24 protein-coding genes and 1 pseudogene are annotated in these 24,488 nt (G+C 53.1%); 21 read left to right on the top strand and 4 right to left on the bottom strand.

Going from position 1 to position 24,488, the window contains the following annotated elements:
- The first annotated feature begins 153 nt into the window (after nucleotides 1–153).
- Both KTN04_RS17385 and KTN04_RS17380 read left to right on the top strand, forming a co-directional pair.
- A complete protein-coding gene (locus tag KTN04_RS17385; protein ID WP_305799387.1) occupies nucleotides 154–507 on the top strand; it encodes a prepilin-type N-terminal cleavage/methylation domain-containing protein in 354 nt (117 codons plus the stop codon).
- 208 nt (nucleotides 508–715) lie between these two features.
- Nucleotides 716–1,057: a pilin gene (locus tag KTN04_RS17380; RefSeq protein ID WP_407659246.1), complete on the top strand. Its 342-nt coding sequence runs from the start codon at nucleotides 716–718 to the stop codon at nucleotides 1,055–1,057.
- Nucleotides 1,058–1,241: 184 nt separating this feature from the next.
- Here KTN04_RS17380 and KTN04_RS06570 read toward each other — a convergent pair whose 3' ends face one another.
- Together KTN04_RS06570 and KTN04_RS06565 are read right to left on the bottom strand one after the other, a co-directional pair.
- Nucleotides 1,242–1,424, bottom strand: coding sequence for an integrase core domain-containing protein (locus KTN04_RS06570; RefSeq protein ID WP_217334421.1), 183 nt, complete (start codon nucleotides 1,422–1,424; stop codon nucleotides 1,242–1,244).
- Nucleotides 1,425–1,807: 383 nt separating this feature from the next.
- Nucleotides 1,808–3,265 carry a pilus assembly PilX family protein gene (locus KTN04_RS06565; RefSeq protein WP_217334420.1) on the bottom strand — a complete coding sequence of 486 codons (1,458 nt, stop codon included), beginning with the start codon at nucleotides 3,263–3,265 and terminating at the stop codon, nucleotides 1,808–1,810.
- A gap of 338 nt (nucleotides 3,266–3,603) precedes the next feature.
- Here KTN04_RS06565 and KTN04_RS06560 point away from each other — a divergent pair, with 338 nt between their 5' ends.
- The 16 genes from KTN04_RS06560 to KTN04_RS06485 all read left to right on the top strand — a co-directional run bounded on the left by KTN04_RS06560 (nucleotide 3,604) and on the right by KTN04_RS06485 (nucleotide 18,018).
- Nucleotides 3,604–4,062: a GspH/FimT family pseudopilin gene (locus KTN04_RS06560; protein WP_217334459.1), complete on the top strand. Its 459-nt coding sequence runs from the start codon at nucleotides 3,604–3,606 to the stop codon at nucleotides 4,060–4,062.
- On the top strand, nucleotides 4,059–4,562 hold the full coding sequence (gene pilV, locus KTN04_RS06555) for a type IV pilus modification protein PilV (RefSeq protein WP_217334419.1): 504 nt from the start codon (nucleotides 4,059–4,061) through the stop codon (nucleotides 4,560–4,562). The genes KTN04_RS06560 and pilV (KTN04_RS06555) overlap by 4 nt, the downstream gene beginning before the upstream one ends.
- Before the next feature lie 2 nt (nucleotides 4,563–4,564).
- The gene (locus tag KTN04_RS06550) at nucleotides 4,565–5,320 is read left to right on the top strand and encodes a PilW family protein (protein ID WP_217334418.1); all 756 of its coding nucleotides are present in this window, start codon (nucleotides 4,565–4,567) and stop codon (nucleotides 5,318–5,320) included.
- Nucleotides 5,321–5,366: 46 nt separating this feature from the next.
- Nucleotides 5,367–5,762 carry a type IV pilin protein gene (locus KTN04_RS16820; RefSeq protein ID WP_305799386.1) on the top strand — a complete coding sequence of 132 codons (396 nt, stop codon included), beginning with the start codon at nucleotides 5,367–5,369 and terminating at the stop codon, nucleotides 5,760–5,762.
- Between the two features lie 38 nt (nucleotides 5,763–5,800).
- Entirely contained in the window at nucleotides 5,801–7,357 is a 1,557-nt protein-coding gene (locus KTN04_RS06540) for a pilus assembly PilX family protein (protein WP_217334417.1), read from the top strand.
- A 269-nt stretch (nucleotides 7,358–7,626) separates the two neighbouring features.
- Nucleotides 7,627–8,169 (top strand): GspH/FimT family pseudopilin, encoded by a 543-nt coding sequence (locus tag KTN04_RS06535; RefSeq protein ID WP_217334416.1) that lies wholly within the window; start codon nucleotides 7,627–7,629, stop codon nucleotides 8,167–8,169.
- On the top strand, nucleotides 8,169–8,609 hold the full coding sequence (gene pilV / locus KTN04_RS06530; RefSeq protein ID WP_217334415.1) for a type IV pilus modification protein PilV: 441 nt from the start codon (nucleotides 8,169–8,171) through the stop codon (nucleotides 8,607–8,609). Before KTN04_RS06535 ends, pilV (KTN04_RS06530) begins: the two co-directional genes overlap by 1 nt.
- A 1-nt stretch (nucleotide 8,610) precedes the next feature.
- On the top strand, nucleotides 8,611–9,660 hold the full coding sequence (locus KTN04_RS06525; protein ID WP_217334457.1) for a PilW family protein: 1,050 nt from the start codon (nucleotides 8,611–8,613) through the stop codon (nucleotides 9,658–9,660).
- Nucleotides 9,657–10,130 carry a pilus assembly PilX family protein gene (locus tag KTN04_RS06520; protein ID WP_217334414.1) on the top strand — a complete coding sequence of 158 codons (474 nt, stop codon included), beginning with the start codon at nucleotides 9,657–9,659 and terminating at the stop codon, nucleotides 10,128–10,130. The genes KTN04_RS06525 and KTN04_RS06520 overlap by 4 nt, the downstream gene beginning before the upstream one ends.
- A gap of 9 nt (nucleotides 10,131–10,139) precedes the next feature.
- Nucleotides 10,140–13,313: a pilus assembly protein gene (locus KTN04_RS06515; RefSeq protein WP_217334413.1), complete on the top strand. Its 3,174-nt coding sequence runs from the start codon at nucleotides 10,140–10,142 to the stop codon at nucleotides 13,311–13,313.
- Nucleotides 13,314–13,324: 11 nt separating this feature from the next.
- A complete protein-coding gene (locus tag KTN04_RS06510; protein WP_217334412.1) occupies nucleotides 13,325–13,630 on the top strand; it encodes a hypothetical protein in 306 nt (101 codons plus the stop codon).
- Nucleotides 13,630–14,067, top strand: coding sequence for a type IV pilin protein (locus KTN04_RS06505; protein ID WP_217334411.1), 438 nt, complete (start codon nucleotides 13,630–13,632; stop codon nucleotides 14,065–14,067). Before KTN04_RS06510 ends, KTN04_RS06505 begins: the two co-directional genes overlap by 1 nt.
- Nucleotides 14,068–14,136: 69 nt before the next feature.
- Complete coding sequence (locus KTN04_RS06500) at nucleotides 14,137–15,453, top strand: deoxyguanosinetriphosphate triphosphohydrolase (RefSeq protein WP_217334410.1); 1,317 nt, start codon at nucleotides 14,137–14,139, stop codon at nucleotides 15,451–15,453.
- Between the two features lie 79 nt (nucleotides 15,454–15,532).
- The gene (locus KTN04_RS06495) at nucleotides 15,533–15,907 is read left to right on the top strand and encodes a translation initiation factor Sui1 (protein ID WP_217334409.1); all 375 of its coding nucleotides are present in this window, start codon (nucleotides 15,533–15,535) and stop codon (nucleotides 15,905–15,907) included.
- Between the two features lie 32 nt (nucleotides 15,908–15,939).
- A complete protein-coding gene (locus KTN04_RS06490; protein WP_217334408.1) occupies nucleotides 15,940–16,680 on the top strand; it encodes a retropepsin-like aspartic protease in 741 nt (246 codons plus the stop codon).
- Nucleotides 16,681–16,923: 243 nt separating this feature from the next.
- Nucleotides 16,924–18,018: an ISAs1 family transposase gene (locus KTN04_RS06485; RefSeq protein ID WP_217334407.1), complete on the top strand. Its 1,095-nt coding sequence runs from the start codon at nucleotides 16,924–16,926 to the stop codon at nucleotides 18,016–18,018.
- 121 nt (nucleotides 18,019–18,139) lie between these two features.
- Here the strand turns inward: KTN04_RS06485 and KTN04_RS06480 are convergent, their stop codons facing one another.
- Nucleotides 18,140–19,174 (bottom strand): IS630 family transposase, encoded by a 1,035-nt coding sequence (locus KTN04_RS06480; protein ID WP_217334406.1) that lies wholly within the window; start codon nucleotides 19,172–19,174, stop codon nucleotides 18,140–18,142.
- 62 nt (nucleotides 19,175–19,236) lie between these two features.
- Between KTN04_RS06480 and KTN04_RS16810 the strand changes: the two are divergent.
- The 3 genes and pseudogenes from KTN04_RS16810 to KTN04_RS06470 form a co-directional block, all read left to right on the top strand.
- Nucleotides 19,237–19,403, top strand: a pseudogene (locus tag KTN04_RS16810) (IS3 family transposase); the annotation flags it as partial.
- Between the two features lie 280 nt (nucleotides 19,404–19,683).
- Nucleotides 19,684–21,369 carry an IS1634 family transposase gene (locus KTN04_RS06475; RefSeq protein WP_217334405.1) on the top strand — a complete coding sequence of 562 codons (1,686 nt, stop codon included), beginning with the start codon at nucleotides 19,684–19,686 and terminating at the stop codon, nucleotides 21,367–21,369.
- A gap of 933 nt (nucleotides 21,370–22,302) precedes the next feature.
- On the top strand, nucleotides 22,303–23,190 hold the full coding sequence (locus tag KTN04_RS06470; protein WP_217334404.1) for a hypothetical protein: 888 nt from the start codon (nucleotides 22,303–22,305) through the stop codon (nucleotides 23,188–23,190).
- Nucleotides 23,191–23,402: 212 nt separating this feature from the next.
- On the opposite strand, the gene KTN04_RS06465 is transcribed toward KTN04_RS06470, so the two are convergent.
- Entirely contained in the window at nucleotides 23,403–24,368 is a 966-nt protein-coding gene (locus KTN04_RS06465; protein ID WP_217334403.1) for a methylenetetrahydrofolate reductase, read from the bottom strand.
- Between the last annotated feature and the right edge of the window lie 120 nt (nucleotides 24,369–24,488).

The following is a 24,488-nucleotide window of genomic DNA, read 5'->3' as shown; positions in this document are numbered from 1 at the left end:
TCTTCAATTTTCGATGGCTGTTTTCCTGCTGTGTATGGATAATGTTTTTTTGACATTTTTCACCCTGTATTAATAAAAGTACATTTTGTTTTCATGGCTTTTATATTAGTATCTGAATACAAGCTTAACTCAACAGCATTCGGGGGTGGTGTCATGCAAAGGCATAAAGGATTTACCCTGATCGAGATCATGATCGTTATCGCGATCATCGGCATATTGTTATCTATCGCTCTGCCTGCCTACAGTCGCTACTCAATTCGTAGCGCCAATGGTGCGTGTCTTTCAGAAGCGCGGGGCCAGGTTGCAGCTGTCATGGATGCCATCAGCCAAAATGACCCCACGCCGACCTTCAAGCTTTCCTCCTGCGCGCGCATTACCGTTGCTGCCGATCGTAAAAGCCTTACCGCCTTTCCGGTCAAGCCGGGTGACAAAGGGGTTGTCTGCGACCTGGACGCCAGGGAGATTGGGGTCAGAGTAACATCCCCCAGGAGATTGGGGTCAGAGTAACATCCCCTAGTTTAGAAGAAGCCTCGCATTTTCGAGGCTTTTTTTGTACGGTCATTAAGTTTAACGGAGATATCTTTAGCCAATTTTCTATTTTTGATGTTTTATTTTGATATTTTTCACCCCGTAGCAAAAAAATTAAATTTTTTTTTTGTGGTTTTTATATTAGTATTTGAATATAAGCCTTACTGAAAAATATTCGGGGTGTGTCATGCAAAAGCATAAAGGATTTACTCTGATCGAGATAATGATCGTCACCGCGGTCATCGGGGTGCTAGCCTCTATCGCCCTGCCAGCCTATAGCCAATATGCCGTGCGCAGCGCCAATAAGGCATGTCTCTCTGAAGTACGAGGCCAAGTTGCATCTGTTATGGATGCAATCAGTCAAAGGCAGTCCATCCCGATACTTAAGAAAAATGCATGTGAACGCATCACAGTTGCGGCTGACCGAAAAAGTATGACGGCTTTCCCTGTTTCACCAGGAAAATCAGGGGTGCTCTGTGACCTGGATGCCAGTACCGTTTGTGTTGTGGATGCCAGCATTACCAATTGAGTAACAATCTTTGCTAGTGGTGTTCACTTAGCATCTCCTGAACCGCAGAGCTCAAAAGTCCCCGGAATCGAGCAGGATTGAGTAAAGCATATATGTCACGTCCGCATGGTTACAAAGGCGCTTGTAATAAGCTCTGGATGGTCTTTGCACCACTCCCTTATTGCCATTATATGGGGACTGGATCTCAATGCTGATTGTGCCCCCGGTGATTGTATTGATGTGCGTAGCGTAGCAGCGTTTGCTCCAGGTCTTCACGGTTATCGAAGTGATGCGTTTTGAGCACATCGGAGATGCGTCCGTTGACGCGCTTCATTATGCCGTTTGTCTGTGGTGATTTGTGGTTGGTTAGACGATGCTCAACCCCCAAAAAACCGCGCCGAGATGAACGAACTGGTGATAGCCACTGGGGTCATGGAGCTTTGAGCGGAGCAGGCGGTCCGTGAATTCCTTCTTGTTGTCCGTCAGGATGTGTGATCTTAACAGGTGTGGCCTGCGGAGGCTGCCCGGTAACGCTGAGCCGTCGCGGCCGTTTTGTGCGGATGGATTTACACAAAAACTCAGCGGGTGGAACGATCAATAGCTGCAAGTAGGTATCGACGTTGATCTCATCCACCATTTGCTGGCATGGTAGTACCTGTAACTCCAAGAGAAGCTGTTTTATATAGAGCAAGCATGGCTAAGGTGTAAATAAAACCAGCGCCACTTTTAAGACCTTTAGTGGCACTGGTTTGGTGTTTAAAGAATCAGATATTATTGGTGCAAAATTTCATACCAATCTCTTTTTTCACTAATGCCACTATTTGAGCCAGTACCATTACCCGCCCCAAAGCCTGTGTTGTTAAGCGCGTCAGTACTGTACTTAACGTCAGGCTGGCCATTACCAGCAAAAGGATTGTATTCGTCGCCACAATCATCACCGTTCGAGTCTCTTGCATCCACCATAATGGCGCCGTAAATAGTCACATTGCCGCCAAGGTTGATCTGACTACAATTTCGCAGTATTACAAGACCTGCATAAAAGCCTGTGCCTGAGAATGATACAGACTCATAAATCTTTTTCTTGCCTTGGGTTCTGGGTTGGCCATCACCGTTAACAATTAATACACCGGCACTGTTTACGCCAAGTTTGTGTCGGGTATCGGCTGCATCCAAGACGGTAACCTTTGGCTCACTGACAGATCCGAGTTGGGTTGCTGTGCCTGCGTCCAGCTCTTTTTTCGCTGTGTCATAGATGTCAGCCATCATCTCGCTTGGTGACTCGCCAAAGTAATCTTCGTATTTCGGTGCGGTTGAGTCCCCATTGTCATCGTCAGGAAAATTATCATCAGTCCACACTGACGCTGCTTGGCTGTTACCACCGAATGCGATGCTGGACTGTGGGTTGTCGCCCTCTTCATCTGAAGAGTGTCTGTGGCTTTGACCAATGTAGGGTGTATTGTTTTGCCCGCTGGTCTGCAAGTCGCTTGCATTCCTGACATCTTGTGCATCTGAATAATTTTCGTTGCCACCAAGATAAACGGCAGGAACACTCACAGCATCGGATGGGTCTTTATATTCACGTTTGGCATCGTCCCACCCATCAGGGTCCTGCCAGCAGCCGCTCCCTGTACAATCCCTGTCTTTAGGGATCTTATGGTTGCGCCCGTCAACAACTGACTTTTTCTTGGCAGAACCTGGGGATAGGGTGCAGCGTGCACCAAAGCAGCTTATAGCGGCTGGTGCAAGCGGGTTTTTCACCCCGGGGGGAATCGGTGAGCCATCAAGGTCCATCACGATGACACGTGTTGCTTTGCCTGACTGACCAAAGCTCTTGAGCCGAAAGCGGTCGTCTACAGGGTTGCCGTCGCTATCATATATTTTCTGTGCAACTACCCGAAACTGGATGCTTTCATCAGTCCTGGAAACAGGTACGAGAACAGAGTTTTCATTGCCTTCGTCCGGCAGGTTGCTGACCTTTTTATGTAGTCCCAGCCAGTTTTTGTAACCCTCGCTTTTATCTTCGGTCAAGTACTGCCAGGCTTCCAGTTGGCCTGCCTCGGCAGCATAAAATGCTTCTGCACTGGCCTTGCTGTTGCCTGCCAGGCGCTCGTCCAGTGTAGTGCCGTTCATTAGGCTGACAGCGCCGACCATCAGGATTAGCATAAGGATCATACCGATCAATAGGACGGCGCCGTCTTGTCGTTTACGGGGTGTAGGCAGGTGTGGCATGACTGTTCTCCATTTTTACAGTTGCTTGCCAGCATAACGATGAATGTAGCCGGAGGAGTCGTACCGCTGACTCGATTACTGATGCATCAGCTGTCCATGCATCACATACCATATCAAATGGGCACCGTATCACCGTCGTCGCATCAAGTTGTACTTGAGTATGAATATTAGCTTAACGCTCATTGTTTAGCAGAATACGCATGTTTGCAATAAGTGTTGTCTGCAAAGCCTGATCTAACTCAATGTAGAATTCCAGTCTTTCGTTTCCAATGATGAAACTAGCGTGTACAAGTAGGCTAGAATAGTGGGGCCCAATTCTTAACAGGAGCCTAGCAAGGATGCCTGAATTGAACACTTCAACATGTCATCATCGCGGTTTTACGCTGATCGAGCTTTTGATGGTTCTGGCCATATTGGCCATTATTGCCAGCATTGCGATGCCTTCATTCATGTCGATGCTTGACCGTGCTCGCATTGAAGCTGCCGTGACCGACATCGAAACAACCGTTCGCTATGCCCGCAGCGAGGCCATTCAACGTAATGACACTGTCAGTATCAAAGCTGGAGCCAGTTACGAAGATGGCTGGTCGGTGTACGCAAGTGATGATTCAGAACTGCGACGCTTTGATGGTTTGAAGGCGGGTGTGCAGTGTGCGGATTGCCCCTTGAGCATAGCGTTCAACGGTCGTGGCGAAACACCTGATTCAGGCTGTTTCACCCTGGTCGATGGCGATATCACAGAAAGGCGCAAGCTGTACCTCAGTGGCGGATTTGTTGATGTGGATGCATGTCAATGATCATGGATGAAGCGTTGACTGAACAGGAGGTCGAACGACAAATGGATCTGAAATCCTATCAACATGCCAAGGCGGGTGGTTTCACATTACTGGAAGCGTTGATTGCACTGGTGATCTTTTCGGTAGCGTTGCTGGGGCTGGCCAAGATGTATACCCAGATGATGAGCATGAGTCATAGCGCTTATTTTCGTACGCTCGCGACAATTCAGGTGAACGACCTGGAAGAGCGCATACGTGCGAATCCAAAGGCAAGTGGCGAAGGTGACTATAAACTTACATCATGCCCTGCGCCTGCAGGGACATTGCGTGCACCGGAGGACCTCATTACTTGGTGCGCTAATACGTCAGCCCTGTTCGGTGGGCAGCTTGTATCGGCTTCTGTCACTGAAGATGGTTCCGATTACGTCGTTCGTCTCACGTGGAGCGAGCGAGGTCTGGATGGCGATACGGGGGACCAAGCATTTGAAAATGTGACCTTTGACTACAGGGTGAGGAAGTGAGCATGGAGCGCAGGACTCTCAAGTATTCATGTGCATGCCCGGCATATCGTCAACAGGGCCTTTCCTTGATTGAATTGATGATCGGCATGGTCATTGGTTTGGTGCTGTTGGGCGGGATCATGCAGACCATGCTGGCCAGTAAAGAAGCCAGTGCTACTCGACAGAGCATCTCGACGATTACCGATAATGCCCGTTTTCTGTTTGACTTCATGGCGCGCGATTTGCGTATGGGAGGGCGAGGCTATGGTGGTGAAACTTGGCCAACAGACTCTGATGGAGATCTTTATGCGCCGATTGAAGAGGATGACGGTACGCTGGTCGTACGCTATGTGGGGTTTGCGGACACTGATAATGACGGTGACACGGAAGAGGCATTTGTCGAAGTTGAGTATTCGCTGAACGGTGATGAAGAAGTCGTATACCGTAGAAGGGCTGGAGACGATCGCAAATCCGGCTTGGAGGAATTCGACTATGATAATTTACCCGCAAAAGGCAACTTTGAGCCTTTGGTTAGTGCGATTTCCCATTTCAACTTTGAATATGCTTGCTACGAAAGTGAGCCCGACTATGAGTACAGCGAGTACAGCGAGTACAGCGGTGAACCCGCTGACTGCACTTGGGATAAGGTTACCGCGGTTGAAACGACGGTCACCTTTACGGATGCAGCGCCCTGGGGAGGTCAGGGAGTCGGTGATAAAGAGATCAGTTCAGTGGTTGCAATGCGCAATCGTGTGTCAAGCCTGATTGATAGCCAATAAGTTGACAGTATTGCAGCGGTCAAACACAGATTCACGGGATACCCTCATGCAGAACATGAATTTGAAAACAGGGCGCGAAGCCGGTTTTACCATGATCGAGTTGATGATCGTGGTCGTCATTATCGGCATCTTGATGGCGATTGCCTGGCCAGCCTATCAAAACTACGTGATCAAAGGGAATCGTGCCGAGGGGCGTGCTGGCATTGCCACTGTTACTCAGCAACTTGAGCGCTGTTTTACACGCTATAACAGTTATAACGATACTAACTGCAGCTTTGCCACCGGTATGACTGAGACCGAGCGTTATAATATTACGCTGGTCAATGATGCCAATACCTATACGGTAACGGCTACACCCCAATTTGCAGACACCGAGTGCGGTACGCTTACCCTGAAAGAAACGGGTGCCAAAACATCCGGCAACAATGATGTCTGCTGGTGAAGATAATGCGACACACGGACTGTGCAGGAGAAAATTAAATGTTGAAACATGGTGTCCGCCGCCCAGTACATGAGCCGCTCTGCATTCGACAACGGGGTATGGTTCTGTTGGTCGGGATGATCTTTTTGTTGGTGCTAACAGTCATTGGTGTGTCCCTGATGACGGGGGCTACTCAGGATGAAAGGCTGTCCGGTAACAGCAAGCGCTCAAGCGATGCCTTCTTGGCAGCGGAAGCGGGAAGCAAGGCCGCTATCACGGAGCTCTGTACTGAATATGTCGACGAAAACGGATATGGCGGGGGGCAAAACTATTGTGACCCTGACGAAAATAAAATGGATGAAGCGATTAATCCGCCTGAGTGGTTCTATTACGCATGTCGGTGTGTCGACGACTGCAGTGCAAGTAACGTATCAGATCGTACCTACGCGCTGGTAACACCCGAGGGTACTGTAATTGGTGAAAATGATACGGTTTACCTGTATCAGGATGAGGTTTTTGCTAACGCTGACTCGGACAATCCCGCGCTTAAAAGCACGTTTTCCGTTAGTCTGGGGCGCTGTGAGCCGAAAAACGGTGAGCTGGAAGGGGCGCTTGAAACACTGAGTCTTATCAGTGAAGGCAAGCAGTCCAACGCAGAGCGTAAAATTCACTTCAACCTTGGGCAAAGCAGTGGCGGTGGCGATGTGAGCTGGCCAGCTGTTTTTGTTAACGATGATCCGGATGACCCTGACTGCGACTTTGACTTTGGGCCATCTAATTCATATCTGTATGATGGCCGCGGGGGGCCGGCCATTTCAACCAATACCAAGGCGTGTGCCGATCAAATCAGAAATGCTGATGATGGCGAAGGGCAGCTGAAGGGGGGGGTGGTTGTCAATAACCCCGAGCCTGACTTTACCAGCCCCGGAGGGCAGGAAAAGTTCTTTGCTGCTTTGGATGCCTACACGCCGAGTGATCGCAAGGTGTTCGGTGAGCCGGATTCCAATCCCAATAAGAATATGGTGGTTGTGAAACAGGACCTGCCCAAGGACTTGGGCACGCCGGGCGACCCCTCCTCCATGAAGACAACCATTATTTACGGCAACTTGAATATTACTGGTGGGCTTTCCGGTGCCGGGATTCTGGTAGTAACCGGAGAAGCTAACTTCGGCGGCACCCCTCATTGGGATGGCATCATCATGGTGCTGGGGGGGCATGTTGATATCGGGGGCGGTGGTGCCGCTAACGGCCTGGACGGTACATTGATCGTATCCAATATCGACTTTGGTGATGATGACCCTTACAAACCTGGTCCTTGGAATGATCATAAGGACGATGAGAGAGATTTTACGGATGATGATTGGGAGTCACGTTGGGACTATGATGCCGACGATCCAACGATAAACTGGGACGTGAGTGGCGGCGGTAACGCATTGTACAACTATGGTTGTCAGAATATGATCGATGCGGCCAACAGCTTGCCCAGTGGAGTCAGCTTTCCGGCACCGAGCAGCTGTCCTGACGTGAGCGGTGATGGCACCGGAGAAGGCGCTGGATACAATGGAACCTTCGGCCGTTTGTATGTCTTCGATTGGTTGGAAGAAGTCGACAACTGATAGGATTTGAAAACCTTCTACACACGTTCGCTTGATCCCGGTCAGTTCCTGATCGGGGTCTTTTCGTTTGTAGATATGGCACGCGTCTGGGGTTTTCGATAATATGACCGTTATATGAACGGGAATTCATATATGATTCTAAGCGCATGAGTAGACTGATGGAGTAGTCTGATCCTGTAGTACCGATCCGCGCATGTTCCAATGCGCCTGCTCCTCACTTCCCATGCTTTTCATGTCTCCGTCCGCGTGATCGATTCGGGAGAACAGAAGTGAGACGTACGCCCCCATGTTTTGTTCGTAACGGCATTACCCGTCAAGCCGTGTCAGGCTTTACCCTCCTGGAGGTGATGATCACGGTTACCATCCTCTCTATTATCCTGTTTATCGGTATTCCGGGCTTCAACAGCTTGTTTGAATCGGCGCGTGAGCGATCGGCCACCAGCAGCTTTGTGACGGCCGTCAGTCTGGCGCGCTCGGAAGCATTGACGCGCAATACCTTCACACGGGTTTGCGTAATGGAGGCCTGCGGTGCTGGCAGTCGCGAAATCCGGGTTGAGGCTGAGACCGATAACGGTACGTCCGAGCTTGTGCGCGTATGGGATGTCGAGAAGAACATCGCCTACCAGTCAGCGGGTAACAGCAGCGTTGAATTGCGATTTGCGGCACTGGGTTTGGCGGTGAATGGCAGTGGCCAGCAACTGCTCGCACCGCAGACGGTGGATGTGGTTGATCAAGCGTCCGCTACGGCAAAAGTGCTGGGCAGTTACTGCATTGCCGTCACCGGCAGTCTGACCAAGGGAGGGTGTCAGTAATGATTCAGCCAGGTTTGAAAGATCTGCATCAGCAGCAGGGTGCGACCCTGTTGGAAGCGCTGATTTCCATGGTGGTCGTGGCTTTTGGCCTGCTGGGTGTGCTGTCCCTGCAGTTATACACCATCAAGGCCGGGCAAAGTGCCCAGCTCAGTTCAATGGCAACGCTTCACGCGTATGAACTGTTTGATCTGATGCGCGCCAATCGCACGGCTGCCCTGCAGGGCAAGTTTGATGATGGCAGCCCCGGAGACCGTGCTTATTGGCAAGGGCGGCTGAGCGATCTGCTGGGTGCAGATGCGGGTGCCGAGTTGACCCGCCAGGACCGCCTCTTCACGTTGACCATCACCTGGGATGATTCACGCGGTGCTGTGGTGGATGCCGAGGGTAATGCCTCGACGGATGCCAGTGGCGGTACGCTGACATTGAGTACGGAGATCTGACATGGATACTGTCTACCGCAGACAAGCGGGCTTCAGTTTGATCGAGTTGATGATCGGCCTGACGATCGGGTTGTTCATTTTGCTGGGAGTGGTGATGGTGTATGTCAGCAGCACCCGCTCTCAAGCCGCCAGTGAGGCGCTGGCACGGGTGCAAGAGAGCGGCCGTTTTGCCACCTATCTGATGACCCGTGAAGTTCGTCAGGCAGGGTTCAAGTATGCCTGTCCGGGGGAGATCAATAATCTTCTGGATACCAATAGCGGTGCTTATAAAGAAGAGCTGTTTGATCTGAATAATGCTGTACTGGGCTGGCAGGGCGGCACCGGGCCGCTGACGAACCTGGCACCGGATTATGTGCGCGGCGATGCGCTGCTGATCAAGCATGCCGCCAATGCGACCGGGGCTGTGGCCAAGGGCAATAACCCGGTACAGGCCAGCGCAATCGCGGTGGAAAAGGGGCATGGGATCAAGAAGGGCTCGATCATCATGATTGCGGATGCCTATGGATGTGACCTGTTTCAAAGCGGCAACAATGAAAATGCGTCTTCGTTGAACCGTGGTGCGGGTGGTACACCGGGCAACCTCAATAAGGCTGCATGGAGTCATCAATACGATGGTGATTTGCAAATTCTGTACTTCACCAGTGTGCTGTATTACATCGGCACCGGCAGCAATGGCCAGCCTGCACTCAAGGCATATCGTGTGATGCCGAATGCCGGTGGTGGCCTGGGGCAATCGGTGGAACTGGTCAGTGGCGTGGAAGACATGCGTCTGCTGTATGGTCTGGATACCGATGGCAGCGGCAGTGCCAACGCCGAGCTGGATGCCTATGTTACGGCTGACAAGGTGTCGGACTGGGATGAGGTGGTATCGGTGCGGATCGCATTGTTGACCACCAGCCCGGCCGGCGGACTGAATGATGTGGAGCAGACGCTGACCTGGCCGTTTGATGTCAACGGTGATGGTTCGCCCGACGAAGTCGAGTTTACGCCTGACGGGCGCTTGCGCAGCCTATTCACTACGACTGTTGCCATAAGGAATCGTTTGCCATGAGTCGATATAAACACCTATCCAAGCGTCCGTGCAGCAAGCGCCAGAGCGGTGCCACTCTGCTGGTTGCCATGATTATGCTGGTGCTGATCACTATTGTCGGGTTCAGTGCCATGCAGACAACAACCGTGCAGGAACGCATGACCGGCAACCTGCGTGACAAGGAGGTGTCGTTTCAGGCCGCCGAGGCCGCATTGCGCGAACAGGAGGCCATGTTGAAAGAGGCGCTTGAATTGCCGGAACTGGCTGAAGGCGCCAGCCCGTATGGTGATGGCGCCGCGACCGATCTGTCTGCGGTATCGGGTGATCCCGAGTCGCAGGTGGAAAAGAAATACTTCATTGCCGACAGCCTTGATATGGGGTTCAAGCCGCAAACAGGGCGCGATGTATACCGTATTGAAGCCAAGGGGTTTGGCCAGAGCGAGCAAGCGGAGTCTGTGCTTGAAACTCTGTATGCCAAGCGGTTCAACTAGGGATGGATCATGATTAAATTCAGTCAGTTTACAACCTGTGTTCTGGCCGGAGCCTACTGTTCGTCGGCACTGGCGGTTACCAACCTGTCCTTGCCCAATGAGCCGCTGTCGGTGCTCTCGTCCCGGGTACAGCCCAATGTCATGCTGGTGATGGATAATTCGGGCAGCATGCGCAACATGATCTGGGCAGACGGTTACGACCCGGATGTGGAATACCCGCGCTGGGATGATCTTTTGAAGCGTGGCGGCAGTTATGGCTATGAAGGCAGCTCTTGGAAGAAGAATTCCGGCAACGTGGACCTTGAGGACTTGCGTCATGACAACTGTGACGATGAGTTTGGTGACGGCTTCTACGAAGCTGTGCGCAAAGAAGACGTGACCGATCGAAAATGTCTTGCGCTGCCGGATCCGTTCGGTAACGAAAATACGCGCTATACCGGCAACTATTTGAACTATCTGTTCGAGACGTTTCCCAGTGGTACCGATCTGCGTGACGGCAGCAAGATTCCGATTGAATACCGCATGCAGGTGGCTCGTGATGTGGCCAAGTCGGTTGTTAACAGTGTTGAAAATATCCGTTATGGCGTCACCATCTTCTACAGCAGCCAAGGCGGCAAGGTGATTAACGAGTGTCGTGATTACATTGGCAACAAGCAGGATGTGATGAGTGCCCTCGACAGTATCACGGCCCGCACCAATACGCCCATCAGTGAAACCTACTACGAGGTCACTCGGTATTTCCGTGGCATGTCGTCCATGTGGACGGATGATGTGACTTTTACATCACCCATCGAATACCGTTGCCAGCGCAACTTTTCCATCCTGATTACGGATGGTGAGCCATTCGAGGATGACTTCGATGATAAGGAGCTGCACAAGTCCGATACCATTGAGGGCAAAAGCAACCGTCTGCCGGACTGGAATGGTGATGGCGAGAAATATTATCTGGACGATATCGCCCAGTTTGCCCGCGAGCTGGATATGCGGACATCGGGACTGGACAAGGAAGGCAAAAGCTTTGATGACCCTGAGTTCAAGCAGCAAAACATGAATACCTATACGGTTGGTTTTGCACTTGATCACGAGCTGCTGAAATCAACGGCCAAGTTGGGTAAGGGGCAGTATTACACGGCTAATAACGCGGAGCAGCTGGCAGCTGCATTACGCAGTGCCTTGTCCGATATTTCGGACAAGGTGCTCAGTGTGTCGTCAGCGGCGGTGAGCCAGGGGCCACTGAATGCGGGAACACTGACGGTATTCCCGAAGTACAACAGCGGGAATTGGACCGGAGACTTGAGTGCCTACCGCTTTGACAGTGACCCAGCCAGCAGTACCTATCTGCAGCTGGTGCCTGAGTGGGGCAGTGCCGCGGACAGAATCAAGCAGACCGGCTGGAATAACCGTCGCATCATCACCAACCTAAATGGTCGAGGGGTGCCCTTCCGCTGGGGGAGTTTCTCGGGTCAGCAGCAGCGTGACTTCTTCCAGGGCAAGCAGAGCCTGTTGCAATACCTGCGAGGCAACCAGTCTGATGAAGGGACCGCGTACCGGGAGCGTGCCAAGCTGTTGGGTGACATCGTTTATTCTTCGCCACAGTATGTGGGGGCACCCGCCTTTCGCTATGAGGATACCGAGTACCAGCGCTTCAAGAGTGATTATGCCGATCGTGAGCCGGTTATTTACGTGGGAGCCAATGACGGCATGCTGCATGGCTTCAAGGCCAGTACCGGTGAAGAGCTGCTGGCCTATGTGCCGGGCAGCTTGAACGGCCACCTGCACGCCTTGGCGGACAAGGATTACAGTCATCGGTTCTATGTTGACGGCACGCCAACGGTGGTCGATGCACAGGTGGACAGCCGTTGGCGTACGGTTCTGGTGGGTGGCCTTGGGCGTGGTGGCCAATCCATCTATGCACTGGATGTGACAGACCCTTCCCGCTTTACTGAAGGGGCGGCACGTAATACGTTCATGTGGGAGTTCTCGGACCCGGATCTGGGCTACAGCTATAGCCGCCCGGCAGTTGTGCAGCTTGAGAACGGTCAATGGGTCGCTGTGTTCGGCAACGGGTATAACAGTACGGATGAGCGGTTTGATGCTGCCGTCAGCAGTGGTGGTGATGCCGTGCTCTTTGTGGTGGACCTGGCCGACGGTACGCTACTGCAGAAAATCAATACTGGCGTAGGGTATGCCGAAGATCCGACCGGCCAGGAGCGTCCCAACGGGCTGGGAACGGCCAAACCGGTTGATACAGACGGTAATGGCATGACGGATACCATCTACGCCGGTGACCTGTTCGGCAACCTGTGGAAATTCGATGTGGCCGGCAATAGTGCTTCGTCCTGGAAGGTTGCCGGTAACACGCCGATTTTCAAGGCCTGTCGGAGCGATAGCTGTAGCGCCAATAATACTCAGCCGATCACCTCTGCACCTACGGTGGGACGCCATCCGATGGGGGGAGTGATGGTGTACTTTGGCACCGGCAAGTACCTGGAAACCACCGACAAGTCGGATAATGGCACGTTGCAGAGCTTGTATGGTATCTGGGATCAGCCGTCTAAAAATGGCGGTGGCAATAAAGGTGGCAATAAAGGTGGCGGTAACAAGGGCGGTGGCAACAATTCCCGTGGGGCTGTTAGCCGAGCCGATCTGCTGGAGCAGACCATTACTTACGAGGGCCGCGCCACGTTTGACGGTGAGGACTATAACCTGCGCCTGACCAGCCAGAATCAACCGGACTGGACCGTGCACAAAGGCTGGTATCTGGACTTGAACAAATCATCATCAGAGCGAGTGGTCGCCGGTGCAACGCTGCGAAACGGCAAGATTATTTTCACCACCTTTACGCCGTTGACCGATGATTCGGATATGTGCAAAAGCGATGCTGTCACCTGGCTGATGGAGATGGATGCCGTTACCGGGGGCGCACTGGAATATGCCAGCTTTGACCTGGATGGGGACCTTGATTTTGATGAAAATGATTGGATTGATCCTGGCAATGGCGGCGGCAATGAAGGCGGCAAGAAGCCCCCTTCAGGTGTGCAAATGGACGGTGAAAAACCGCATCCATCCATCGTACCGGTGGATCCTGAAAAGGAAATAAAGGTACTGGATGAAAGTACCATCATTGTCGAAAACCCGGGGCCCCACCTTGAAGGGCGCATCAGCTGGCGTGAACTCTTGTGAGGAGATGTGAAATGCGAACATTGTTACGAACAGCCCTGCTGGGTGGCCTGTGTGCGGTAGCCTGGCTACCGGTCCAGGCTGAAGAGCGTGCCGAGGAGCGCATTGGTGTTATTACCAGTGTGCAGGGGAGCGTAGTGCATATCGATAATACGCTTTACCGTACAACGCTGAAGACCCGCAAGGGCGAGACCCTGAGTGATCTGTCCGAGGCTTTCTGGGATGAAAGGCCGGTGTTTGAGGTGGGGGATGAAGTCGTGTTCGAGACGTTATCGCCCAAGAGCACGGAACTGGATTATCTACTGCGACGGATGCGATGATGCCTGTATATACGTGCCAGAAAAACCGGGGCTTTACGCTGATTGAAGTGATGATCGTGGTTGTGATCATCGGTATCCTCGCGTCAATCGCGTATCCGTCGTATGTGGAATACGTCAACGAGTCCAGGCGTTCGGAAGCACGCTCTAATCTGCTTGAGTTGGCGCAGTTCATGGAACGCTACCACGCTGCCAATGGGCGCTATGTCACGTCTGCCGGCGGCAGCGATGCGCCGGCATTACCGTATACGCAGTCGCCCAAGGAAGGAGGCAGCAAGTTTTACACCCTGAGCCTCAGCAATCTCAGTAGCGGTGCCTACCAATTGAACGCAGCGCCAATGGGAGCCATGGCTGGTGATCGCTGTGGCACCCTTACACTGAGCCATCAGGGGCTCAAGGGTAGTACCAGCGGTGACAAGGACGACTGCTGGGGGCGCTGATGGTTGCAGCGCAAGCCGGATCGCATGCTAGAGTTTGGTTAAGTCGTTCACACCGGCAGGAGTTTGAGCATGCACTGGCACCCGCTGCTGACCACCCACCGCTACGGTCATGAAGCGCTGATGCCCGACGAGGTCGGGCGTTCGCACTTCCACAAGGACCATGATCGCATCATCTTTTCCAGCGCCTTTCGTCGCCTGGGGCGCAAGACCCAGGTACATCCGTTTGCGCTCAATGATCACATCCATACCCGCCTGACTCACTCCATGGAGGTGGGCAGCGTGGGGCGTAGCCTGGGGATTCGGGTGGGTGAGCTGGTGGCCGACCAGTTGCCGCCCTGGGTCACCCCCCATGACCTGGGCATGATCGTGCAGTCGGCCTGTCTGGCGCATGATATCGGCAACCCCCCTTTTGGGCATGCGGGCGAGTACGCCATGCGGGATTGGTTCGCGCGCCATGCCAGCTGCCCGGCACTGGCCGAGCTGTCCGATCTGGAGCGTTTGGACCTGCAGGTTTTTGAAGGCAACGCCCAGGGCTTTCGTGTGGTCACCCGGATTGAAAATCACCTGTTCGATGGCGGCCTGCGGCTGACCTTCCCCACGCTGGGGGCGCTGCTCAAGTACCCCTGGGGGGTGGAGTACGCCGGCACGGGCGGCAAGTTCAGCGCCTTTTTGACCGAACAGGATATTCTCAACGCCCTGGGGCGCGATCTGGGGCTGAAAGCGGCTGGGATCGGCCGTTGGTGTCGTCACCCGTTGGCGTATCTTCTGGAAGCGGCAGACGACATCTGTTATGCCATCCTCGACCTGGAAGATGCCATCGAGCTGCATATTCTCGGTTTCGAGGACGTGAAGTCCATTCTGTTGCAGCTCTGCGGCGATCTTGAATTTGATGATGCCATCTTTGCCACCGAAGCCTCGGCACGGCGCAAAATTTCGGCCTTGCGCGGCAAGGCGATGGAGAACATGGTCAATGCGGCCGTTGGTGCTTTCATGGCGGCTCATGACGAGATCCTGGCGGGCACCTGGCAGGGCGAGTTGCTCCTGGCCGGTGACCCAATGGTCAGAGATGGTATTCTGACCGCCAAGCGGGTGGCGCGAGAGCGGGTGTTTCCGGATACCCGCAAGGCTGAGTTGGAAGTCGGCGCCTATACCACGCTGGGGGTGCTGCTGGAGGCTTTCATTGATGCGGTGTATGAGCAGCATCGCAAGGGGCGCGAGGGGGTGGGGTATCGTGCATCACGGGTGTTGCGGCTGATGGGGATTCATGCGCCTGATCCGAAAGATGGCCTCTATCACGGTTACCGCCGGGTGCTGGATTTCATCTCTGGCATGACCGATAACTATGCCTCTTATCTGGCCCGGCAGATCGCAGGCGTCGGACTGTGATTCTGGTGCTGCGCAGCAGCGGGCGTGAGCTGCTATCATCCGCAATCATGATTTAACGCAGGAAAAGAGTTGTAGCAGTATGGCAAGTTTACGTGATCAGTTGGGTGGTCTGGTGTACTCAACGGAAACCGGGCGTCACTGTCCGGACTGTGGCGAAGCGCTGGAGGCCTGTCGGTGTGATGATCAGGCTGAAGCCGAGCGCGTGGCATCACTGGATGGGGTGGTGCGCATTCGCCGTGAAACCAGTGGCCGCAAGGGCAAGGGTGTGACCACGGTCAGTGGTATTCCCTTGGTCGAGAAAGAGTTGAAACAACTCGCTAAAAAGCTGAAGCAGCGGTGTGGCACCGGTGGTGCCGTGAAGAACGGTATCATCGAGATTCAAGGTGATCACCGCGAGGTGCTCAAGGCTGAGCTGGAGGCGGCCGGTTACCAGGTCAAGCTCGCCGGAGGATAAGCCTGCCAATAGAATAAAGGGAGTGGACAGGGATGAAACTGAAGTGTCTTGCAGCCGGTGCCTTGTGTGTCGTGCAATCGGTGTGGGTGGCGTCTGCCGTTGCTGAAATCTATCACTACACGGATGATCGTGGACGGAAGGTTTATGTGGACCGCCAAAGTCAGATTCCCCCCCGTTTTCGCGAACAAACCCAGGCACGCAAGGAGGAATCCGAAACGCTCAGCCGAGCCGAGCGTGAGCGTCGTCAGCAAACACTCAGCCGTCTGGCCGCTCAGAAGGGTACCCAGGGCCGGCTGGCCGCCATTGAGCGGGAAATGGCCAGCCTGGAGCAGCGTGCGGATGTGCGGGGCAACAGTGTCAAGATACCGGTAACCTTGCGTCATTTGGGTAACACGCAAACTGTCAACTTGATCGTGGATACCGGTGCCAGCCGTACCGTTGTGCACCAGTCGGCCATCAGTCGTCTTGGTGGATTGTCCAAGCCAGGCGGCTATGCCCAGGTCGTGGGTGGCGCACGCATTCCGACCCGGCTGCTGCCGGTTGATGGCATCAGCTTCGGGCCGGTGGATCAGGGAAAATCAGAAGTGATGGTGATCGAGCCCTCGACCAACCCCGGCTATGATGGCCTGTTGGGTATGGATATTCTGGGCCGATTGAAATACGAGATCGACATGCAGCGCAAGGTCGTGATCTGGCACGCCGATCGATATCGCGAGCTGGCACAAGCCAAAAAGGAACTGCTGGCCGAAGCGTCCTCGCGTCCCTCTTCATAATCCGTAACGCTATGGAATACATCACTGCAGTGAACTTTTTTCTGTAAACCTGTTAGCTGGGCCGTGTTTCTGTCACCAAATACTGCGCTGGTGAAGCAGGTTCTGACAATCGCCTATTAATTCCGTAGTAAGCCACAAGGTGTACTGTGCAGGGCGAGAGCGTGAAAAAACAACCAGATCAGCGCTGACACTTTCCTTCGGTTGACCCGATGTGGTCTGATGGGCGCTTTTGCGAACCAGACCATGAGCCTCACTGTTCTTGCCCAACACCTGGCTGGCATCACCGATACGCGCCAAGCCGCCAAAATCACCTATCCGCTGTTCGATATCCTCTTTATGACGATCACCGCCGTCATCGCGGGCTGTGAAGGCTGGGAGGAAATCGAAGACTTTGGTCATGCTCGGCTCGACTGGCTGAAGCGCTATGGCGGCTATGAGAACGGTATCCCGATTCATGACACCATCGCCCGGGTGCTGAGCCGGATTGAGCCCGAGGCGCTGCAAAGCAGCTTAATCCAATGGATGAAAGACACCGAAGCCAACACGGAGCGGCAGGTCATTGCCGTGGATGGCAAAACCCTGCGCAGCTCCTATCGCCCCGGAGATCGGCAATCGACCATCCATATCGTCAGTGCTTTCGCGACGGCCAATGGTGTGGTGATGGGGCAATGGAAGACCGAGGAAAAATCCAATGAAATCAATGCTATTCCTGAACTGTTGTCATTGCTTGACCTCCAAGACAGCCTGGTGACGCTGGACGCGATGGGCTGCCAGCGGACGATCGCACAGACCATACTCGACAAAAAGGGTGACTACCTGCAGGCCGTTAAGGGCAACCAAAAGACGCTGTACCAGGCTATCCGCTCCGCTTTCGGCTCAGCTGACGAGCCTAGGCATCGCCAGATTGAGAGTGGTCACGGCCGCCAGGAATACCGTGAGCATCATGTTCTCGATGCGGGTGAGATCGCCGGACTTCCGCACTGGCCCGGCCTTAAAACGGTCGGCGTGGCCTTGCGCTACAGCCGCAACAAGGCAGGCAAGGAAGAGCTGCAATACCGTTACTACATCAGTTCAGCCGTGCTGAGCGAAGAGGCGTTCGCCCATAGCGTGCGCAGTCACTGGGATATTGAAAATCGTCTGCACTGGGTCCTGGATGTCGCGTTGCGTGAGGGTGCCTGCAAAATCAGTCGGGGCCACGGTGCCAACAATCTGGCCACGCTACGCCATGTCGCCCTCAATCAGTTGCGCCGGGAAACGACTAGGAAAGCCGGCATCCGTCGCAAACAACGACTGGCTGCAATGGACGTTGGCTATCTTGAGAAAGTGATACATGCTTAAAAAATGTTCACGCTCTCACCCTGGTGTACTGTGCCACTCGGATCAGGGCTGCAAATATACAAGCCTAGGGTTCAGGCAGTTACTTTGGCGATATTATTAACCCGGCGGCAATTTAGGTCTTTTATGCGGCATAGGCGATATGCTCAGCATCAAAGTATTTTTTCACTCGTTCAGGACGGCGTTGAAGCGTCAGCATGCATGATCGCGTGCGCTTCTTCAGATCGTCAACAGAGCGAGCAGCAGGCCCACTATGCACCATGCCTTTCAGGTCACAGTTAAGGTATTCATCCGGATTCAACTCCGGGGAGTAGGCTGGCAGGAAGAATACTTCCAGATAGCGTTTGACTGTCTTGCGCTCCAGCCAGCGTTTCACGACCTTGGCGTGGTGTACCCGCAAGTTATCCAGGATCAGAAAGACCTTACCAGGCGTCGATTCGATCAGCGCGCGCAGAAATTTCTTCAGGACCTTGGCGGTCATGGTCGACTCGTAGAGCATGAATCGTACAGTGCCCTGGTTGGTGATCGCCGAGATCATGTTGAGCGATACACGCTTGGCCGGCAAAGGTTGCACCGGGGTCTGCCCCTTCGGGGCATAGCTGCGACCGTGCTGGGTATTGTTTTTGATACCCGTCTCGTCACCCCAGAAAATCTGGGCGTTCTCTGCTTTGGCACGGGCCTGAATCTGCGGGTATTCCTCCTTCAGCCAGGCTTCAACGCGGGACGGGTTCTGCTCCCGCGCTTTCTTCAATGGCTTCTGGGGCGTGAAACCCCAGCGCTTGAGGTAATCGCCCATCGTGCGGACCGGGATATCAATGCCCCAGAACTGCTTGATCAACTGAGTAATCGCGCGCCGTGTCCAAAGCGCAAAGCCAAGCTTGTGATGGTCGGGCATCTGGTCACGCATCGCCTCGATGACACGTTGCTCCTGCTTTTCGGTCAACCGCCGAGGCTTGTTTTTGGGGTCGCGCTTTTGAACCGCGATGGCCTTGGCACCACCCGCTTGATAGCGCTTGTACCAGCGCCCAACGGTGTCGGGGTGGACGTCAAGAAGCTGACCAATCTGGCGGAAGGTTTTGCCCTTCTCGCGGAGTCGAATCGCTTTCTGCCTGAGAAGTTCTTGTTGCTCTGTGCTGAGCTTACGTGCGTCTGTATTCATGCAAGCACTATATCAGATGTAAATTACCACCTGGTTAATAGATGAAACAGAGCCTGAATTGACGAGGAAATTGCTGGGGGAATGCTCCAATGGAGCGTTTTTTCATAAGTTTAAAAACCGAGCGGGTGCCCATACATGCTTTACCTCGGCAAAGCGGCCAGTTACAAATTACATGATCGTCTATTACATTAAATTGATTCTCCATAAGAAGAATGGTGGGCTACAATAAAATATTTTGCAAAGCATAATTATTTGAATGCCAAAAGGCGGTGGCCTAAATGGCATGACCACTACAAACGGGTTAGCTGATTAATACTAGGGCCGGTTGGTGAATCCGGCACCCAATTCTCCCGAGTTCGACAGTTATCCACTGAAAATCGTCTGTTTTGCACACCCCAGCCCAGTATTCATGCGGGTTTCCGCTTTTTGGTAGCCTAAAACCCTGTAGTGGCATGCCTGTGGATATCTTTTCCGTTTTAAAGGTATCCAATAGGTGATAAAGTCATGGCATGTACGTCAAAGTCACCAAGTCCGGCCCTCGCAAGTATGTGCAGCTCGTTGAAGCCTATCGAGACGAGAACGGCCGCCCAAAACAACGCACAATTGCGACCCTCGGCCGTCTCGACAAGCTCGGTGATGAGCTGGAGTCCGTGGTCGAAGGTCTGTGCCGGATTACCGGGCGATCGCTGCCGGATAAGCCCGCAGTCAGCTTTGAGTCATCTCGTGCCTTGGGTGATGTCTGGGCACTGACTCAGCTCTGGAATGCTCTCGGCTTTGAACAGCTGCGCAAGGCCTTCCGCGGCACGCGTCACAGCATCCAGATCGAAGCCTTGATCCGCATTATGGTCATGAATCGCCTGACCTCGCCCGACTCCAAGCTGGGCGTGCTGCGCTGGCTGGAGACTGTATGTGTTCCCGGCGTTGGTAGTATCAAAAAAGTTGACCATCAGCATCTGTTGCGGGCAATGGATGCGCTCAATACCCAACGTGATGCCGTCAATGACAAAGTCACTGAACTGCTGCGTCCGTTGATCGATCAGGAGCTGTCAGTCGTCTTCTACGATATGACGACCATTCGCGCTGAAGGCCTGACCGAACAGGACGAAGAACTCAGGCAGTACGGGCGCTCCAAGGACGGTGGCATCCGTCGACAGGTCATGCTGGGTATGGTTCAGACGGCCGAAGGACTGCCGCTGTACCACGAGGTGTTTGAAGGCAACACCGCAGAAGTCAAAACCCTTCAGCCCACCCTGAAAACGATCATTGAGCGCTTCCCGGTTAAGCGCATTGTCGTGGTTGCAGACCGTGGGTTACTGTCGGTCGACAACCTGGATGAGCTGAAGCAGATGACGCTGCTGAACGGTCAACCGGTTGAGTTTATTCTGGCGGTTCCCGGGCGTCGTTATAGTGACTTCGAACCGATCCTGGAGCCGTTGCAGCGCACGGTTTTTGACTCCGCCGACGCGGAAGTGATCACAGAGACTCAGTGGCAGGAGCAGCGCCTGATCGTAGCCCACGATCCCGTACGTGCCGCCGATGAAACCGCGGCCCGTGATGCCAGAATCAACGCGATCGAAGAGGAAGCACAGCGCCTGACCGAGAAGCTTATCCGGCAGGATGAAGGCAAGACCACACGCGGTCGCAAGCTGTCTGATGGTGGTGCAACAGCCCGTTTATACAAAGAGGTCAGTGAATCTTCGTTGGCAAAAATCGTGCGTATTGACCTGAAAAGTGAGTTGTTCAGCTACGATATTGACGAAAAAGCCCTGAAGCGTGCGCGACTGATGGATGGCAAGCTGCTGCTGGTCACTAACGTCCAGGACTTGTCGCCAACAGAGGTGGTCAAACACTACAAATCACTGGCAGACATCGAGCGAGGCTTCAAGGCGCTGAAATCGGATATCGAAATCGGCCCAGTGTACCACCGGCTGCCAGAGCGGATCAGAGCCCATGCCATGATCTGCTTTATTGCTTTGGTTCTGCACCGCGTGATGCGGATGCGCTTAAAGGCAGCAGGCTCTGAACACTCACCCATGCGGGCACTGGAGCAGTTGCGGAGTATCCAATATCACCAGGCCACCCTCGGTGGCAGCACCGTGACAGGTGTGTCCAGTATGAGCCGTGAGCAGCTGGATATCTTCAAGGCCCTCAGTATCGAAAACCCCAGCGTTGGCACCGATAACCTGATCGTGTAGTGGAGCATTTTGCAGTGCTATCTATACGAATCAATAAGTTATAAAGCTAACTGTCGAACTCGGGAATTCTTGGTGCATCATTGGCTTATTGATTATGCAGTCATTATCCGCATGAATAGAGCAAGTGCGGGTTAACGGTCTCGGCTCGCTTTATCTGAGACTGAAAGATATCTTGATATTTATTTATAATATTCACTATGCGTTATTCTCAGTAGTCAGTATGTGTTTCGAGTTTTTCAAGCATTATGAAAGTTTTTGTGGGTTGTTATTTAAAGAAGTGTTTTTAGCTAAGATTTTCGCTAATTTTCATACAGGATGGTGTTTTTTAACTAGAAAAACCTGTTTTAGAATAGCTAAATCCTAATTTCATCTGAAAAGTATTACTTAAAGTCTTTCGATTTTGCCTCATCGTGTTTAATTTGAAATTTTGATTCAAGCTGATTTAAAACGCTATCTAACACTATGTTGACGGGTTAGTGCAAAGGCTTCTCATCTTAACTCTGGGTTGCATTGCCCTCATGGCGTAACCAATACGTCTTTGGCGCTTTGTGCTATTTTTCATAACTCAGGGAAAAGGCTGTATAGCGTTGAAGACCGGTTTATAACCATGTTTATTTGCATCAGACAAAGTCCATTGAACTTAAATGAATTACTTAGTCTGACGCATATGTACCATCAGACTAAGTATGCTTGTTCTGAGATTGGTTTCAGCTTCTATAGAAGTGGCGTTTTAGGAAGGATCGCGTAGGCTATAGCGTAGCAGTAGTACCAAGCAAGACATGGTAGTCATGTGGAATAGAGAGCCATGATACAACGGAGTGATATAACATGGTCAATGAGACAACGGCAGCACGGTATACCAGAACAGCAGTCGCGTTTTACGGTCGATACCTGGGCGATACACCCCCAACACCGAAAGGATTGGCTGAAGCAATGAGCGCTGCAACGTTAGATTATCGCAAAAATTCGTGGATGGCGATCAGGTCCGCGGTGACTTGGCATCAGAAATCACTCGGGCACAGCGATGCTGTAAAACGTATACAGGACACCCAGTGGCCGCGTAACCTGCCTAATCGCCCACCCAGCGGTCGCCCGAAAAAGGTCACTGAGTCTGATATGAAAAAAATTGAAACTGAGCTCGATAAGCGTCTAGATAACCCAAATGACCACGGTATAGAGGGGCTATATGCGGCATTTATTCTAGCACAGGAGTTGGGCTGTAGGCCTAATGAAATGCATGGTATAAATATGATGGATGACGGTAGGATATTTGTCCCAGGGTCAAAGTTTTGGTCGGACGATGATCGTGGGCTGGATCGCTATATATGTGTTTCGCAAAAGAGTAGAGAAGCCATTAAGATCGCTATTGATATAATAAGAGCGGAGCCTGGTTACAGAAAAAATCCAAAGCAGTTGATAGAAGCGATTCAGGCCCGCTGGAGCCGAATGACGGCAAAGATTTTTCCGCGGCGCAAACGTGGTAGGCCGACCCTATATTCATTTCGACATCAGCTGGGCGCGGATCTGCGTTCTGACGTACAGGCAAAGCGACGCAGCAGGAAAGAGGCTGCATACATAATGGGGCATCAGGGCACTAAATCGATTTTGGACTATAGCGACCCGCGCAGCCGGCGCGACCGCAGTATGATAAAACCAGGTGTCAGTGAAGCGGAGGTCGATAGTAAGGTCCGCAATACCCATGTGCACGAACAAGATTTTGTGGTCGAGTACGGCAAGGATGAGACGACGATGAAACAGGTTGAAGGGGAGGACCTGCTGGCAGTGGCCGATGATCCACTAGCTGCTGGCCCGTCTGTGTAGCACATACGATTTTTCACTTAACTATTCTAGGAAATAAAAAATCAACAGTAAGCGTTTGCTTGGTTTACCACGACGCGCGAAAGGCTCCTTACCCCGTCCTCAGTGTGCCCTCGGCTATTCCGCCTAACGGTGGCAAACCGAAACCTTGAGGCCGGGGAGGCATGTCAATTGGCAGGCGCTCCCATCAATTGGAATTGTCCCTGGTGTTATATTCAGCCGGCTTGGTTGAGCCGACGCTCGGCCAGGCGCAGGTCCAGGGTTGCCTTCAGCAGTTGATACAGTTGAATGGAGGCATCGATTTCGGCCTTGCGGTTGGTCAGGCTCTCGATGTTCAGTCCGATCGGCAGGCCCAGTGGCAGGCAGGCATCCAGAATCTGCTCCAGGTTGTTCTGGCAGATGCGCACGGACTCGGCCAACGGTGTCTCTGCGTCCAGAATGCGGTAGCGTGTCGCTTCGGGCACGGAGATGCCCAGCCACTGCATGAACTCAAGAGTCTTGGCGCTGCCGCAGGGGGTAAAGGTCAGGATGACGCGCTTGGGGACAATACTCTGTTCGCGGCAGCTGCGCGCATAGGAGGTCAGCAGGTCGATGGTGGCCTGGGAGTTGTAGACCGCTTGGGACACGAAAAACTCGCAGCCGCTTTCCACTTTGCTGATCAGGCGCTGGTGCTCGTTGCCTTTGACGGCATGGCGCTCGGCAATGGTGACACCGCCCAGGTGAAAGGGCTTGTCATGTGACTGGAGCGCGCCGTAGGCGTCATTCAGCGACAACTTGATCTCGCCTTCGGACGAAGGACTGCCCACCAGCACCAGGTTGCGAATGCCGTAGTCATCCCAGGCTTCGCTTAACCACTGCTCGAAGTCGGTGCGGTCGCGCTGGGCAACGCTCTTGTAGGTAATGATCGGGCGCTGGCTGCTGGCGGTCAGCAGCTTGGAATATTCGCGCGGATCACGGGTTTCCATGTACGGGAAAGGACGCGGAGTGTCGATGCGGCTGCTCTCGTCCTGAATGTCGTAGACAATCAGGCCGTCATATTCCAGGGTATCCAGACGCGCCAGCAGGCGATCAGCGATTTCCTGCATCTGCATGTCATCGGTGCTGGCCTTGGGCGGAGTGGTTCCGACAAAGCAGACGCTGCGATGAGGGTCGGCAAATTTTTGCTGCAGGGATTCGCTCATGATGTTATCCATCGTCCTTACGTTGGTGTTTTGTTATGAGTGAATTATATTCATTTATTGAAGCGACATGATGAAATCTTCTGTAGCTATGGTGAGGGCTGTTCATGGCTGCGCAAAAAC

Origin of the sequence: Marinobacterium weihaiense (assembly GCF_019061305.1) — a bacterium.
Classification (GTDB): domain Bacteria; phylum Pseudomonadota; class Gammaproteobacteria; order Pseudomonadales; family Balneatricaceae; genus Marinobacterium; species Marinobacterium weihaiense.
This window is presented reverse-complemented; position numbering and strand designations above follow the sequence as displayed.

Coding starts and splice junctions, on each gene's coding strand:
- KTN04_RS17385 (WP_305799387.1), top strand. CDS start 154: ATGCAAAGGCATAAAGGATTTACCCTGATCGAGATCATGATCGTTATC.
- KTN04_RS17380 (WP_407659246.1), top strand. CDS start 716: ATGCAAAAGCATAAAGGATTTACTCTGATCGAGATAATGATCGTCACC.
- KTN04_RS06565 (WP_217334420.1), bottom strand. CDS start 3,265: ATGCCACACCTGCCTACACCCCGTAAACGACAAGACGGCGCCGTCCTA.
- KTN04_RS06560 (WP_217334459.1), top strand. CDS start 3,604: ATGCCTGAATTGAACACTTCAACATGTCATCATCGCGGTTTTACGCTG.
- pilV (WP_217334419.1), top strand. CDS start 4,059: ATGATCATGGATGAAGCGTTGACTGAACAGGAGGTCGAACGACAAATG.
- KTN04_RS06550 (WP_217334418.1), top strand. CDS start 4,565: ATGGAGCGCAGGACTCTCAAGTATTCATGTGCATGCCCGGCATATCGT.
- KTN04_RS16820 (WP_305799386.1), top strand. CDS start 5,367: ATGCAGAACATGAATTTGAAAACAGGGCGCGAAGCCGGTTTTACCATG.
- KTN04_RS06540 (WP_217334417.1), top strand. CDS start 5,801: ATGTTGAAACATGGTGTCCGCCGCCCAGTACATGAGCCGCTCTGCATT.
- pilV (WP_217334415.1), top strand. CDS start 8,169: ATGATTCAGCCAGGTTTGAAAGATCTGCATCAGCAGCAGGGTGCGACC.
- KTN04_RS06525 (WP_217334457.1), top strand. CDS start 8,611: ATGGATACTGTCTACCGCAGACAAGCGGGCTTCAGTTTGATCGAGTTG.
- KTN04_RS06520 (WP_217334414.1), top strand. CDS start 9,657: ATGAGTCGATATAAACACCTATCCAAGCGTCCGTGCAGCAAGCGCCAG.
- KTN04_RS06515 (WP_217334413.1), top strand. CDS start 10,140: ATGATTAAATTCAGTCAGTTTACAACCTGTGTTCTGGCCGGAGCCTAC.
- KTN04_RS06510 (WP_217334412.1), top strand. CDS start 13,325: ATGCGAACATTGTTACGAACAGCCCTGCTGGGTGGCCTGTGTGCGGTA.
- KTN04_RS06505 (WP_217334411.1), top strand. CDS start 13,630: ATGCCTGTATATACGTGCCAGAAAAACCGGGGCTTTACGCTGATTGAA.
- KTN04_RS06500 (WP_217334410.1), top strand. CDS start 14,137: ATGCACTGGCACCCGCTGCTGACCACCCACCGCTACGGTCATGAAGCG.
- KTN04_RS06495 (WP_217334409.1), top strand. CDS start 15,533: ATGGCAAGTTTACGTGATCAGTTGGGTGGTCTGGTGTACTCAACGGAA.
- KTN04_RS06490 (WP_217334408.1), top strand. CDS start 15,940: ATGAAACTGAAGTGTCTTGCAGCCGGTGCCTTGTGTGTCGTGCAATCG.
- KTN04_RS06485 (WP_217334407.1), top strand. CDS start 16,924: ATGAGCCTCACTGTTCTTGCCCAACACCTGGCTGGCATCACCGATACG.
- KTN04_RS06480 (WP_217334406.1), bottom strand. CDS start 19,174: ATGAATACAGACGCACGTAAGCTCAGCACAGAGCAACAAGAACTTCTC.
- KTN04_RS06475 (WP_217334405.1), top strand. CDS start 19,684: ATGTACGTCAAAGTCACCAAGTCCGGCCCTCGCAAGTATGTGCAGCTC.
- KTN04_RS06470 (WP_217334404.1), top strand. CDS start 22,303: ATGAGCGCTGCAACGTTAGATTATCGCAAAAATTCGTGGATGGCGATC.
- KTN04_RS06465 (WP_217334403.1), bottom strand. CDS start 24,368: ATGAGCGAATCCCTGCAGCAAAAATTTGCCGACCCTCATCGCAGCGTC.